Raw genomic sequence first — 13472 nt, 5'->3', positions numbered from 1 at the left:
CGTCGACGTTCAGCCGACGACGGCCCGGACGTAGGCGACGCAGTCGTCGTGCAGCATCGACCACGGGTCGCCGAACACCTCGTCGGCGGCCTGCTCCGGTGACCGCCGCTCGTGCACCACGGCCCGGTAGAAGTCCAGCATCCGCTGCTCGCCGTACCTGTCGACCAGATGGCGTACGGCCAGGTAGCCGACGCCATAGGCACCGCCGACCCGGTCGTCGCTCGCGTCGTCGGCGGGAGCCACCGCGTCCAGCCGCCCCGACCACCCGCCGCGCAGCAGGTCCCGCACCTCGGCCAGTCCGTCGTAGCGGTGCACGGGTTGCCCGTCGGCACCGGCGTACTCGGCCAGCCCTTCCACCAGCCACCAGTCCGCGCGGTCGGCGTAGCCCCGGTCGGGCAGCGAGGCGGCATGGGTCAGCTCGTGCCGGAGCAGGTCGTCGATGCCCGTCGGGGTGAGGATCTGCGCGTTGAGCACCACGTCGTGGCGCCCACCACCGACGCCCACCGCGTACCCGGCGGTCCACTTCGGCCGCCCGCCGCCGTACCAGCGCTGCCACTCGCCCTTCCCGGCGTAGTAAACGAGATACCGGTCCGGCGGCCGGCCGCCGATCGCGTACCGGTCCGCGGCCTGGGCGGCGGTCTCGGCCTGGGCGAGCAGGCCGGGCAGCTTGCGCCGCTGGGCCGGCGTGGTGGCCACCACGACCCGCTTGCCGACCGCCACGGCGAGGTCGTTCACCTGCCACGGGCGCACGCCCGCCGGGTCCGTCGAGGACGGCTCCACGGCGGTCAGCCGGGGTTCCTCCCCCACCAGCCGCCAGCGCGTGCCCAGCTCCACAGTGCTCGGCGCGCAGTCCCGCACCACGAAGCAGTAGCCGACGGTCACCGCCAGCCGCCACTCCCCCGGCTTTCCGTCGATCGCCGCCGGCACCCCGTCGGCCGTCGAGCGCCAGGTCGTGACCCGCAGCGACCGCAGCGACGCGTACCGGCGGCTCAGCACCGGCCGGGCCGCCGGCTCGGCGATCGCGAGGAAGCCCGCCCGGTCCGCGCCGACCAGCGCGGCGGCCTGCCGGTCCAGCAGCGCGAGCATCCGCTCGCCGAGCCGCCGCTGCGCCGCCGTGCCCGGGTCGTCCTTCGCGGCCGACCGCCCGGCCGCGTCCGGCGCCGACTCCCGCAGGAGTACGCCGGGCACGGCGCCCGCCACCAGGCCGAGCGCGAGTCCGAGCGCGGTCCAGAGCGGCCACCGCCGCCGTCTCGGCACCGCCCGCGCCGGGTCCGGCTGCGCCAGGGGTACGGGGTACGGCGCCGGACCAGCGGCGATGTACGGCAACACCGCGTCCGGTGCCGGTGCGATGGTGTCGACGGCGGCGTCCACGCCGGCGGAGATGGCGGCGCTTTCGGCGTGGGTGTCGTCAGCGCGGGCGTCGGCGGCGGCGCTGAGGTTGGCAGCGCTCGCGTCGGCCGCGCGGTCGGCGCCGGCGCTGACGTGGACGGTGCTCGTGTCGGCGGCGCTCGCCTTGTCGGCGCTCACGTCGGCGGCGTCGACGGTGGGACGAGGCTCGTCGCCGTCCGTCGTCCGGCCGGGAGGCTGCTCGTCGCCGTCGGTCACCGGCGAAGGGTACGACCAATCGGGCGTTCCGGGAAAGAGTCCCGCCGTGTTCCGCCGTGCCCCGAGATCTTGGTACGAAAGCGCCCTCGAAAGGGCCGGTTCGTACCAAGATCTCTCAGATCGGCGTGCCGGTCAGCGTCAACGCCGTCTTGTCGACTGCCCAGAGGGCCACCAGTGCCACTCCGGGTACCGCGTGGCCGGCCAGGGCGAGCAGCACGCCGCCGGTGAGGAAGCAGGCGGCCTGGACGGCAAGCTTGGCCGGGTCGGGCAGCGTCACGGCGGCACGCGGTGAGCAGAACAGTCCCCACACCACGGCGATCACCAGCGGCGCGCCGAGCCCGGCGAGCAGGCGCAGCGGCCAGCCGGCGTCGAGCGTGAAGCCCCAGTACCCGGCCGAGCCCAGCAGGGGCCAGCTCCAGCAGGAAGATCACGCCCAGCAGCAGCGCGGTCATCTGTCCTCCCAGGAGAGGTAGGCGCGGTCCAGCCCCGCGATCATCTGGTCGAAGGAACGGTCGGTGTCGCGGGGCAGCCCGAATCCGCCCGCCGCCTCCAGCGCGACGAAGCCGTGCACGGCGGCCCGGAACATCCGGATGGCGTCGGTCGCGGCGTCGCCGTCGAGGCCGTACCCGAGCAGGATGGCCCGGACCGCGCCGACCGCGCGCTCTCCGGCGGCCAGGTGGTCGGGGTCGGCCGGGTCGGGCGCCCGCTGGGCGGCCGGGTAGCGGCCGGGGTGCTGCCGCGCGTACGCCCGGTAGGCGGCGGCGACGGCGCGCAACGCGTCGCCACCGGCCCGGCCCGCGGCGGCGGCCGTGAGCACGTCGGCGATCTCGGCGGTGGCGAGCACGGCGAGCTTCTGGTGCAGCGCGTCCGCGCCCCGCACGTGCTTGTAGAGGCTCGGTAGCGCGACGCCGAGGCGGGCGGCGAGCGCGGCCAGGGTCAGCTTTTCGTAGCCGACCTCGTCGGCGAGCGTGGCGGCCTCCCGCACGACAGTCGCCGGGGTCAGGCCGGCCCTAGGCACGCGCGGTCACCGCCAGGAACTCGACCAGGTCGGCGGCGGTGGCGTCGGGCTGGTCGGCGTGCGGGTAGTGCCCGGAGTCGGCGACCATCCGCGCCTCGGCGACGGCGAACAGCCGGCGGGCGGCACGCGCCTCGGCGCCCGGGTCGGGGAAGTCCGGATCGTTCGTGCCCATCAGCACCAGCACCGGGCGGCGCACCTCGGGCGCCCGCGCGGTCCAGTGCGGGTCGGCCGGTGCGACGACACCGCGCACGGCGGCCATCCGCCCGCGCAGCTTGGCGACCATCTCCCTGCGGTACGCGGCGTCGTCCGCCGGGCGCCCGCAGGGGAACAGCGTGCGGTGGAACAGCCCGAACAGCCGAGGGCTGCGCAGCACTGCCGCCTGCGCGACGCGCATCAGCGGGTTCGGCTTGGGCGTGCCGACGAACGGGCTGACCTGCACGATGCCGCTGACCAGGTCGGGCGCCTCGGCGGCGGCGAAGACGATTGCGGCGGCGCTGGACGAGCTGCCGACCAGGGTGGCCGGCTCACCGCCGAGCGCCCGCACCACGGCGAGCAGGTCGCCGCCGACGTGCTCCGGGGCGTACGTGGGCCAGTGCGGGCTGGAGTCGCCGTGCCCGCGTACGTCGACAGCTGCCACCCGGTAGCCGGCCGCGACCAGCCGGGGCGTCAGGTGCCGGAAGGCCGCCCGGTTCTCCCCCATGCCGTGCGCGAGGACCACGAGCGGTCCCGACCCGTGCACCTCGTAGGCAATCGTGCCGCCGTCCCGCGCCACCTGGCTAACTGTCATAGCCTTAAAGCTAACGTCATTAGCCAAGCCGGTCAAGCTTGACCTCAACCCGAGGTGAGGTCGCACGATCCCGGCATGCCGATCACCGCCGACACCCACGTACGTCTCGCCCGCCCGAGCCGCGACCTCGCCGCCGCCGAACGGTTCTGGACACAAGGGCTGGGCCTGGACGTGCTCTACCGGAGCGAGGGCGACCACCCGGACGAGCACGACCTGGTGATGCTCGGCCTGCCCGGGGCCGGCTGGCACCTGGAACTGGTCGGCGGCTCGACGCTCACGGTCGAGCCGCGTCCCACCGGGGAGGACCTGTTCGTGCTCTACCTCGACGGCCCGCCCGACGACGACCTGGTCCGGAGACTGGAACGGGCCGGCGGGACCAGGGTCTCCGCCGGCCCGTACTGGGACAGGTGGGGTGTCACGTTCACCGACCCGGACGGCTACCGCCTCGTGCTGTGCACCCGGGCCTGGTCGAACGAGTGACTCACTTCTTCGACAGCACCGCGCGGCCGAAGAACGCCAGGTTGGCCGGGCGCTCCGCGAGCCGGCGCATCAGGTAGCCGTACCACTGGTCGCCGTACGGGACGTAGGTCCGCACCGTGTAGCCCTCGCCGACCAGGCGCTGCTGCTCCTCCGGGCGGATGCCGTAGAGCATCTGGAACTCGAACCGGCCCGGGTCGCGGTCGAACCAGCGCGCCCGGTCCTCCCCGATCGCGATCAGCCGCGGGTCGTGCGTGGCGAGCATCGGGTAGCCGTCACCGGACATCAGCACGTTCATGCAGCGCACGTACGACTTGTCCACCTCGCGGACGGACTGGTACGCCACCGACTCCGGCTCCTTGTACGCGCCCTTGCACAGCCGCACCCGCGACCCGGCCGAGGCCAGCTCCCGGCAGTCCGACTCGGTCCGCCGCAGGTACGCCTGGAGCACCGCGCCGGTCGACGGGTGGTCCTTGCGGAGCTTCGCCAGGATGTCCAGCGTCGAGTCGGTGGTGGTGTGGTCCTCCATGTCCAGCGTGACAGTGGTGCCCGCCGCGTCGGCCGCCGCGCAGATCGCCCGCGCGTTGTCGTACGCGAGCTGCTCGTCGAACATCTGGCCCAGCGCGGACAGCTTCACGCTGACCTCGGCGGCCGGGGTGAGCCCGGCGGCGGCGAGGCGGCTCAGCAGCCTGAGGTACTCGTCCCGGGTGGCGTTCGCCTGCTCCGGGGTGGTGGTGTCCTCGCCCAGGTAGTCGAGGGTGACCGCTTGGCCGTCGGCGACCAGCTCGCGGGTGGCGCGCAGCGCGTCGTCGGTGGCGGCGCCGGCGACGAACCGGCGGACGACGTCCCGGGTGAACGGGGCCGTCGCGACGAGCCGCTCCACCTGGGTGGATCGGGAGGCGGCGAGGATGACGGAACGGAGCATGAGCCGAGCGTAACGCTCACCACCGGGCCCTCGCCGGGTGCGTCCGAGGCCCGCCCGGTTCCGTCCCACGGCACCGGGCCGGGCACCCCCGGCTGGCGCGGATCAGCTACAACGTTCACGTGGATCGACGACACCCCCGGCGCCGGCTCCGCTCGGCCTCCGTGCAGCTCGGCGCGCTGACCGCGCTGGCCCTCGCGCTCTCCGGCTGCAACAACGGTTACGACGACGACGATGACGACTGCGCGCTCGGCCCGGCCGGCGGGGGCGGCGACGTCGTCGCCGTGGCCCTGCACGTGCCCGCGCCGGTCACCGCCGCACGCGGCGAGCCGGCCCCGGCCGCCGCGCTGCCCGAGCGCGGCGGCTTCGGCACCCACCTCGCCTCCTGCGGCGGCTGACGTGCGCCGCGAGGCGAGCACGCCGCGCCCCGGCTGGGACGAGATCATCCGGGCTCAGGGCCTGGTGTACGTCGACACCGAGCTGCCCGACGGCGAGATCATGTCGTACTGGGACGAGACCGCGGCGTACTCGTTCACGCTGGACGAGGTGCTCCGGCTGGAGGAGGCGACGGAGGAGCTGCACCGGATGTCGGTGGCCGCCGCCGAGCACGTGGTGGCCCGCCGCCGGTACGCCGAGTTCGGCATCCCCGAGTGGGCCGCCGAGGCGGTCGCCCGCTCGCTGCGGGAGAACCCGCCGACGCTCTACGGCCGGTTCGACCTCTGGTACGACGGCAGCGGGCCGCCGAAGATGCTGGAGTACAACGCCGACACCCCCACCGCGCTGGTCGAGGCGAGCATCGTGCAGTGGTACTGGCTGGAGCACACCCGGCCGGACGCGGACCAGTGGAACAGCCTGCACGAACGCCTGGTGGGCGCCTGGGCCAAGATCGGCGCCGGGCTGCATGAGCCGCGGGCGCACGTGCTGTGGTCCTCCGAAGAGGAGTCGGGCGAGGACCAGATCACCGCCGGCTACCTCGCCGAGACCGCCCGCCAGGCCGGGCTGGACGTGACGCTCATGCCGATCCAGCGGGTCGGCTGGGACGGGCGGCGCTTCGTCGACGCCGACGACCGGCCGATCACCACCTGCTTCAAGCTCTACCCCTGGGAGTGGATGCTCGCCGAGCCGTACGGGCGCCCGGCGCTGGACCCGGGCACCCCCACCACCTGGATCGAGCCGGCCTGGAAGCTGCTGCTGTCGAACAAGGCGCTGCTGGCCGTGCTCTGGGAGATGTACCCGGGGCACGACTACCTGCTGCCCGCGTACCTGGACTCGCCGCGCGGCATGACCGAGTACGTGGCCAAGCCGCTGCTTGGCCGGGAGGGCGGCTCGGTACGCATCGTGACCGGCGACACGGAGATCACCAACCCGGGGATCTACGGCGACGAGGGCTTCTGCTTCCAGGAGTTCCGCGCGTTGCCCGAGTTCGAGGGCAACCGGACGGTGCTCGGCAGCTGGATCGTGGACGGCGAGTCGGCCGGCGCCGGCGTGCGCGAGAGCGAGAGCCTCATCACTGACGGTTACGCGCGGTTCCTGCCCCACTACATCGACGCACCGCGTCCGCTCTGAGTCGTCTACCGTTGGTGTCGTGAACTTCGACGCGTACGCCCGGACCGGGGTCGAGCTCGTCAACGCCCGGCTGGACGACCTGGACGGCCTGCGGGCCGTCTTCTCGGACGAGCAGGGCTGGATGCGCGACGAGGTCGCGGAACGGGACCTGGCGATCTTCCGGCGGGCGCAGAAGCGCCTCCGGGACGTCTTCGAGTACGGCACCTCGGGCCGGGACAACGAAGCGGTGGCGGAGTTGAACGCGCTGCTGGAGGCGTTCCCGGTGCAGCCGCGCATCTCCGGGCACGACTCCTCGGACTGGCACATGCACGTGACCAGCCGGGGCGCATCGGTCTCGTCGGAATACCTGGCCGGCGCGGTCTGGGGCCTGTCGGTGTGGCTGTGCGAGTACGGCAGCGCCCGCTTCGGGGTCTGCGCCGACGACCGCTGCGGCAACGTCTACCTGGACACCTCGTCCAACTGCTGCCGCCGGTTCTGCTCCGAGCGCTGCGCCACCCGCTCCCACGTGGCGGCGCACCGGGCGCGCAAGCGGGCAGCGGTCGGCGAGCAGGCCGTCCCGGCGCAGCCGCTGTCCCCGGTGAGCTGACCTCCGGCCCTCGGGCCGACGCCGCGCCGCCGCAAGCGACGCCGCATCCGTGCGCGAGCAGCCGGGGTGGCCCGTGCCGGTCAGACGTCGACCGGGGACGGCGCGGTCAGGTTCGCCCGGGCGAACTCCAGCGACTCCCGCAGGTCCGCCTCGCGGACCGCGCGACTCTTCGCGCCCCGGGTCGTCACCTCCACCGCTACCGAGCCGGTGAACCCCCGCCCGGCCAGCGAGCGGAGCATCTCCGCGCAGGGCTGCCCGCCGCGACCCGGCACCAGGTGCTCGTCGCGCCCCTCGCCGGTGCCGTCGCCCAGGTGCACGTGCGCCAGCCCGGAACCCATCCGGTCGGCCATCGCCATCGCGTCGGTGTGCGACGCCGCGCAGTGCGACAGGTCGAGCGTGTACGAGGCGTACCCGATCTCGGTCGGATCCCAGCCCGGCGCGTACGGGACGAACTGCCGCCCGGCCATCCGCACCGGGTACATGTTCTCCACCCCGAAGTGCAGGCCGCCGAACTGCCCGGCGATGGTGTCGAGGCCGTCGGCGAAGGTGCGCGCGTAGTCACGCTGCCAGGTGAACGGCGGGTGCACCACGACGGTCGGCGCCTCCAGCGTCTCGGCCAGCTCGGCGGCCTTGCGCAGCCGCTCCCACGGGTCGGGGCTCCACACCCGCTGGGTGACGAGCAGGCAGGGGGCGTGCACCGACAGCACCGGGACGCCGTAGTGCTCGGCGAGGCCGCGCAGCGCGCCCGCGTCCTGGCTGACCGGGTCGGTCCAGACCATCACCTCGATGCCGTCGTAGCCCAGCTCGGCGGCGAGCTGGAACGCCGCCGCGGTCCGTTCGGGAAAGACCGAGGACGTGGACAGGAGCACCGGAACGCGGTAAGTCACAGTTCCGAGGGTAGCCCCAAGCGCCAGCGAGCATCGGGACGAGCAACCGCAAAGCAACCCAGAGCGCTCGTACGGTCACATCGGCGCGAGCTGATCCAGCCGGCGCAGGATGACGCCCTCCCGCAGCGCCCACGGGCAGATGTCCACGCAGTCGACGTCGAGGCGGCGCATCACCGCCTCCGCCACCACCACGCCCGCGAGGAGCTGGTGCGCCCGCTGCGCGCTGACCCCCTCCAGCTCGGGCAGCTGAGCCGGCGGGATGTGCCTGATGAACCCGAGCACCTGCCGCAGCCCGGTACGCGTCAGGCTGCGGCGCGCCCACAGTCCCGCACCGGAGGGCGCGGCGCCCGCCAGCCGGGCCAGCGTGCGGAACGTCTTCGAGGTGGCGACCGGACGCTCCCAGCCCACCGCTGTCAGCTGCTCGACCACCGGGTCGAGCTGCGCGTCCACGTACGCCCGCAGTTCCTCCACGGCCTCGGCCGACGGCGGCGCCGCGCCGGCCGGGTCGACGGCGAGCCGCTCCCGGCTCAGCCGTCCTGCCCCGAGCGGCAGCGAGATCGCCACGTCCGGGTGCTCGTCGATGCCGGCGGCCAGCTCCAGCGAGCCGCCGCCGATGTCCATCGCGAGCAACCGGCCCGCCGACCAGCCGAACCACCGCCGCACCGCCAGGAACGTCATCCGCGCCTCGTCCGCGCCGGAGAGCACCTCCAGGCGTACGCCCGTCTCGTCGCGGACACGGGCCAGCACGTCGGCGGCGTTCGTGGCGTCGCGGACCGCGCTCGTGGCGAACGCCAGCAGATCCTCGGCGCCCAGCCCGTCCGCCGCCGCCCGGGCCATGCCGACCGCCTTGACCAGGCCGTCCGCGCCGCCGACGGTGAGCGCGCCGTCCGGGCCGATCTGCTCGGCCAGCCGCAGCACCACCTTCTCCGAGTGCGCCGGCCAGGGATGCGCGCCGTGGTGGGCGTCGACCACCAGCAGGTGCACCGTGTTGGAGCCGACGTCGAGGACACCCAGTCGCATGGGAAAGACACTAGGGCCAACACGTTTCGTCGGCTCGACGGCCGGGCGGGGTCACCGCGCGTACGCTGGTCCGAGTGACAGGGCAGATCGAGCTTCATGTGCTGGTGGACGACCCCGAGGACCCGCGCAGCCGCGAGGTCGGGCTGGACTTCCCACGGGAGTGGATCGAGTTCACCGACCCGGCCGACCCGAAGCACGTCGTCCGCGCCGACCTGACCTGGCTGCTGTCCCGCTGGACGTGCATCTTCGGCCAGGGCTGCCACGGCATCATCGCCGGGCGGGCCGCCGACGGGTGCTGCTCGCACGGCGCGTTCTTCACCGACTCCGACGACGAGAAGCGGGTCCGCGCAGCGGTGAAGCGGCTGACGCCGGAGACGTGGCAGCACTTCCGGCGCGGGTTCAAGAACTGGACCGAGAACGACACGGTCGACGGCAAGACGCCGGCCCGGCGTACCGCCACCCGCGACGTGGACGCCCCCTGCGTGTTCCTCAACGACGCCGACTTCGCCGGTGGGGGCGGCTGTGCGCTGCACGCCCAGGCGCTGCGCGACGGGGTGCACCCGCTGGAGTACAAGCCGGACGTCTGCTGGCAGTTGCCGGTACGTCGCGACCAGGAATGGCACAAACGGCCCGACAACACCAAGGTGCTGATCTCCACGCTGGCCGAGTTCGACAGGCGCGGCTGGGGCGCCGGCGGGCACGACCTCGACTGGTGGTGCACGTCCTCCACCGACGCGCACGTCGGCGCCGAGCCGATGTACGTCTCGTACGGCCCGGAGCTGACCGCGCTGATCGGCGCGCCCGCGTACGCGAAGCTGGCCGAACTGTGCGCCGCCCGGCAACGCCAGGGTCAGGTCGCCCCGCACCCGGCAAGCGAGTGAAGGCCGGCACCCCGTTGGTTCGGGGTGCCGGCCTTTCGCTGTGTCTTACTTGTTCCAGTGCTCGGCGACGAGGTCGGCGGCCTGCTGTTCCCACTGGGCGTAGTGGTCCGGGTAGGCCGACACCTGCACGGTCTGGGCGGCCTTGGTCAGCGGCATGTCCTGCCAGCCGTCGACCTGCTTCAGGCCCTTGAGGAACGCGGTGGTGGAGTACTCGGGGTCGGTGATCTGCTCCACCGTGCCCCAACCGCTGGACGGACGCTGCTGGAACAGGCCCTGCGAGTCGTGGTCGTTACGGTCACCCAGGTGACCCAGGTTCTCCAGCTTCGACTCCTGCAGCGCCGTCGCGATCGACACCACCGCGGCACGCTCGTCCATGCCGGCCTTCTTCGTCGCGGCGATGATCGCCTTCACGTTGGCGGTCTGCTCGTCGTTCAGCTCGATGCGCGACTGGGCGCCCTGCACACCGTGCGGGATCAGCTTGTCACCCTGCACCGTCGCCGTGACCGGCTTCGCCGCGTGGGTGGTGTCGGCCGCGTGGGCGGCGACGGGGCCGGCGAACACGCCACCGGTGAAAGCCAGACCAGCAATACCCAGAACGCTCTTACGCAGAATCGTGTTCATCAGAAGTGCTCCATTCGGGGGGCAACGCACCCGGGGGGATGCGTGGGCACCGTCAGGCGCTCAAAGTCTTCGGGGGGTTTCGGCTGCTCGCGGGGGCACGGGGGTGCCACTGTGCGGCGCCGGAAGCATGTCCAACGAACTGCGGCCCGGCATCATTCCCGGGCGCCTCACGCCACCACCGGGGATGCGGTGCGAGGGGTTGACGTCGTCGGAGCCGTGTTCAACGACCAGGCCGGCCAGGTCATTCCCGGGCCCTTCACGCGTCGTCGGACCGTGTCCAACGACCCGCCGGCCGGCATCATTCCCGGGGCCCTGACGCGTCGTCGCAACCATCGTCAACGACCAGCCGGGCGGGAAGCTTCCATGCGGCTCACGCCGTCGGAGACGTACTCAACGACCGCGGCCCTGGGCCTGTGCCCACAGCCGGCACCGCCTAGCTCGGCGGCGCGGCCAGTGCTCGGTCGTTCACCCGGTTACAACGCCCGGCACCCGCCCACGATTCCGCCACCAGAGTGCCGCCCACCACCCCCAACCCGGACACCCACCCCACACCCGCCCAACCCTCACCGAGACCGCCGAGCACCTCCCGGCACCCCGTGATCAAGGAGTTAGCGGCACCATCCGGCCCCCTTGAGCCCACAAACTCCTTGATCACCCGAACAAGCCCTCCCTGGGCGCCCCTCCACAGGGTTGATCATGAGGTTGGCGGCGACAAAACGGACACCAAGCACCGCCAAGTTCATGATCGACGCGACCGGGCAGGGCGTGAGCTGGACGGGGAGCGCAGCGGCCGTCGACGGCCCACGCGATCTTGCAGTTTGCGCCCTCGGGGCGTCCCATTTGCGCGGTTTACGGAGCACCGAAGTGCAAGATCGCGTGCGCGAAGGAGTCTCGGCGGGTCGAGGCCCGAGAACTCCCCGCGCGAGAAACCCCGGGGTCGGCGATCTTGGAGTAGTGGCACCTCACGAACGGCGCCAAAGCGGGCATCCTGGGCGCCACAACTCCAAGATCGCCGCAAAGGGCTCAACGCGGGCGGCGGATCAGGGCTCGAACTTGTAGCCCAGGCCGCGGACCGTGACGATGTAGCGCGGCGCGGACGGCTCCGGCTCGATCTTGGAGCGCAGCCGCTTCACGTGCACGTCCAGCGTCTTGGTGTCGCCCACGTAGTCGGCGCCCCACACCCGGTCGATCAACTGGCCCCGGGTGAGCACCCGCCCGGCGTTGCGCAGCAGCAGCTCCAGCAGCTCGAACTCCTTGAGCGGAAGCTGCACCCCGGCACCGCCGACTGTCACCACGTGCCGTTCGATGTCCATCCGGACCGGGCCGGCGGCGAGCGTCGGCGCGCCCGTCTCGTTCGACTCGGCGCTCTGCCGGCGCAGCACCGCCCGGATGCGGGCGACCAGTTCACGCGGCGAGTACGGCTTGGTCACGTAGTCGTCGGCGCCGATCTCCAGCCCGACCACCTTGTCGATCTCGCTGTCCCGCGCGGTGACCATGATGATCGGCACGTGCGAGCGCTGCCGGAGCTGCCGGCAGACCTCGGTGCCGGACATCTCCGGCAGCATCAGGTCGAGCAGCACGATGTCGGCGCCGGTCCGGTCGAACTCGGTGAGGGCGGCGGTGCCCGTCGCGGCGACGGAGACCTCGAAACCCTCCTTGCGGAGCATGTAGGACAGGGCGTCGGAGAACGACTCCTCGTCCTCGACCACCAGTACGCGGCTCAACGGGTGTTTCCTTTCCTGTGGTCAGACCTGCCGGAGCTCGGCCGGGCCGGCCTCGATCCCAGCGGAGGCGAGTGTCGTCTCCAGGTCGTCCGGGGGGCGTGCGGGCAACCGGAGGGTGAACGTCGACCCCCCACCAAGGGTGCTCGACACCTCCACCCGGCCGCCATGGTTGCTGGCGATGTGCTTGACGATGGCCAGGCCCAGGCCGGTGCCGCCGGTCGCCCGGGAGCGGGCCTGGTCGGCGCGGTAGAAGCGTTCGAAGATCCGATCGACCTCGTTCGGGGCGATGCCGATGCCCTGGTCGGCCACGGCGATCTCGACGTGCTCCTCGGTGCCGGTGACCGTCACCCGGACCGTGGTGTCCTCGCCGGAGTAGGTGATCGCGTTCTCCACCAGGTTCGCCACAGCGGTGGCGAGTTGGCTGTCGCTGCCGTACACGGTCAGGCCCCGCTGCCCGCCGACGGCGATCTCCACCCGGCGCGCGGTGGCCGCGGTGCGGGTGCGGTCGACGACCTCGGCGAGCACCCAGTCCACCGAGACCGGCTCGGGGGCGGGCTGCGGTTCGGCGCCCTGGAGGCGGGTCAGTTCCAGCAGCTCCTGCACGAGGCGGCCGAGGCGGGTCGACTCGTGCTGGATCCGCTCGGCGAACCGCCGCGCGGCGACCAGGTCCTCGGACAGGTCGGGCGCGCCGCCGGCGGCCGGTTCGGTGGCGTCGACGAGCGCCTCGGCGAGCAGTTGCAGTGCGCCGATCGGCGTCTTCAGCTCGTGGCTGACGTTCGCGACGAAGTCCCGGCGTACCCGCGCGAGACGGTGCGACTCGGTGACGTCTACTGCTTCGATCGAGATGTAGCCGGAGCCCAGCCCCATCGCCCGCAGGTGCACGCCGAGCGGGTTGTCACCGCCGCCGTCGCGGCCCCGGGGCAGGTCCAGCTCGATCTCGCGCCGCACGCCCGTGCGGCGGACCTGCCCGGCGAGGGTACGGATCAACGGGTGCGCCGCGATCGACCCCGGCGTCGCCCCGGTACGGAGCAGACCCATCGCCCGGGCGGCCGGGTTCACCAGCACCGGCACGTCGTCCGGGTCGAGCACCACCACGCCTGCGCGCAGCGAGTCGATCGTCTTGCGGCCGAGCCCGGATAGGCCACCCTGCGCTTCGTCCGGAATCGTCGGCCTCCCTGCGTCACGACGGGGTGTCCCGCCGCCCCGCGACGCCCGGCGGCGCCGCCATTCGTCCACGCGTCCGGACAGCAGCGCCCCGGCGACCAGCCCGGTCACCAGCGCTCCGGCCACCACGATGGCCACCGCCCATTCCACCCGGCGATCGTAGGGTCATTGTTAACCCAGGGATCGGGCACAAAGGGACGAATCACTCTCGCTT

General features: G+C 72.8%; 15 protein-coding genes. 5 read left to right on the top strand and 10 right to left on the bottom strand.

Annotation, left to right across the window (positions count from 1 at the left end):
• Positions 1-9: 9 nt before the first annotated feature.
• From O7604_RS12145 to O7604_RS12130, 4 genes are all read right to left on the bottom strand, one after another.
• Complete coding sequence (locus O7604_RS12145; RefSeq protein ID WP_281579677.1) at positions 10-1605, bottom strand: hypothetical protein; 1596 nt, start codon at positions 1603-1605, stop codon at positions 10-12.
• 115 nt (positions 1606-1720) lie between these two features.
• Positions 1721-1954: a YrdB family protein gene (locus tag O7604_RS12140; protein ID WP_281579956.1), complete on the bottom strand. Its 234-nt coding sequence runs from the start codon at positions 1952-1954 to the stop codon at positions 1721-1723.
• Positions 1955-2053: 99 nt separating this feature from the next.
• A complete protein-coding gene (locus O7604_RS12135; RefSeq protein ID WP_269703880.1) occupies positions 2054-2623 on the bottom strand; it encodes a TetR-like C-terminal domain-containing protein in 570 nt (189 codons plus the stop codon).
• Positions 2616-3410: an alpha/beta hydrolase gene (locus O7604_RS12130; protein ID WP_281579676.1), complete on the bottom strand. Its 795-nt coding sequence runs from the start codon at positions 3408-3410 to the stop codon at positions 2616-2618. Before O7604_RS12130 ends, O7604_RS12135 begins: the two co-directional genes overlap by 8 nt.
• Positions 3411-3485: 75 nt before the next feature.
• Here O7604_RS12130 and O7604_RS12125 point away from each other — a divergent pair, with 75 nt between their 5' ends.
• Positions 3486-3890 (top strand): VOC family protein, encoded by a 405-nt coding sequence (locus O7604_RS12125; protein ID WP_269703878.1) that lies wholly within the window; start codon positions 3486-3488, stop codon positions 3888-3890.
• A gap of 1 nt (position 3891) precedes the next feature.
• On the opposite strand, the gene O7604_RS12120 is transcribed toward O7604_RS12125, so the two are convergent.
• On the bottom strand, positions 3892-4812 hold the full coding sequence (locus O7604_RS12120; RefSeq protein WP_281579675.1) for a proline dehydrogenase family protein: 921 nt from the start codon (positions 4810-4812) through the stop codon (positions 3892-3894).
• 119 nt (positions 4813-4931) lie between these two features.
• On the opposite strand from O7604_RS12120, the gene O7604_RS12115 reads away from it, so the two are divergent.
• From O7604_RS12115 to O7604_RS12105, 3 genes are read left to right on the top strand one after another with little or no spacing between them, the layout of a single operon-like run.
• Complete coding sequence (locus tag O7604_RS12115) at positions 4932-5207, top strand: hypothetical protein (RefSeq protein ID WP_269703876.1); 276 nt, start codon at positions 4932-4934, stop codon at positions 5205-5207.
• A 1-nt stretch (position 5208) separates the two neighbouring features.
• The gene (locus O7604_RS12110) at positions 5209-6375 is read left to right on the top strand and encodes a glutathionylspermidine synthase family protein (RefSeq protein WP_269703875.1); all 1167 of its coding nucleotides are present in this window, start codon (positions 5209-5211) and stop codon (positions 6373-6375) included.
• A gap of 19 nt (positions 6376-6394) precedes the next feature.
• Complete coding sequence (locus tag O7604_RS12105; RefSeq protein WP_018787720.1) at positions 6395-6961, top strand: CGNR zinc finger domain-containing protein; 567 nt, start codon at positions 6395-6397, stop codon at positions 6959-6961.
• A gap of 80 nt (positions 6962-7041) precedes the next feature.
• On the opposite strand, the gene O7604_RS12100 is transcribed toward O7604_RS12105, so the two are convergent.
• Both O7604_RS12100 and O7604_RS12095 read right to left on the bottom strand, forming a co-directional pair.
• Positions 7042-7848: a sugar phosphate isomerase/epimerase gene (locus O7604_RS12100; RefSeq protein ID WP_013288771.1), complete on the bottom strand. Its 807-nt coding sequence runs from the start codon at positions 7846-7848 to the stop codon at positions 7042-7044.
• Positions 7849-7923: 75 nt separating this feature from the next.
• Positions 7924-8868, bottom strand: coding sequence for a Ppx/GppA phosphatase family protein (locus O7604_RS12095; protein WP_281579674.1), 945 nt, complete (start codon positions 8866-8868; stop codon positions 7924-7926).
• A gap of 74 nt (positions 8869-8942) precedes the next feature.
• Between O7604_RS12095 and O7604_RS12090 the strand changes: the two genes are divergently transcribed.
• Positions 8943-9749 carry a hypothetical protein gene (locus O7604_RS12090; protein WP_281579673.1) on the top strand — a complete coding sequence of 269 codons (807 nt, stop codon included), beginning with the start codon at positions 8943-8945 and terminating at the stop codon, positions 9747-9749.
• Positions 9750-9794: 45 nt separating this feature from the next.
• Here the strand turns inward: O7604_RS12090 and O7604_RS12085 are convergent, their stop codons facing one another.
• The 3 genes from O7604_RS12085 to O7604_RS12075 all read right to left on the bottom strand — a co-directional run bounded on the left by O7604_RS12085 (position 9795) and on the right by O7604_RS12075 (position 13408).
• A complete protein-coding gene (locus O7604_RS12085) occupies positions 9795-10370 on the bottom strand; it encodes a hypothetical protein (RefSeq protein ID WP_281579672.1) in 576 nt (191 codons plus the stop codon).
• Between the two features lie 1040 nt (positions 10371-11410).
• Positions 11411-12094, bottom strand: coding sequence for a response regulator transcription factor (locus O7604_RS12080; protein WP_269703870.1), 684 nt, complete (start codon positions 12092-12094; stop codon positions 11411-11413).
• Positions 12095-12115: 21 nt separating this feature from the next.
• Entirely contained in the window at positions 12116-13408 is a 1293-nt protein-coding gene (locus O7604_RS12075; RefSeq protein ID WP_281579671.1) for an ATP-binding protein, read from the bottom strand.
• Positions 13409-13472: the final 64 nt, after the last annotated feature.

The sequence above is a fragment of the Micromonospora sp. WMMA1947 genome (assembly GCF_027497355.1).
GTDB lineage: Bacteria > Actinomycetota > Actinomycetes > Mycobacteriales > Micromonosporaceae > Micromonospora.
The sequence above is the reverse complement of the archived record's forward strand: the minus strand, read 5'-3'. Positions and strand labels throughout refer to the sequence as shown.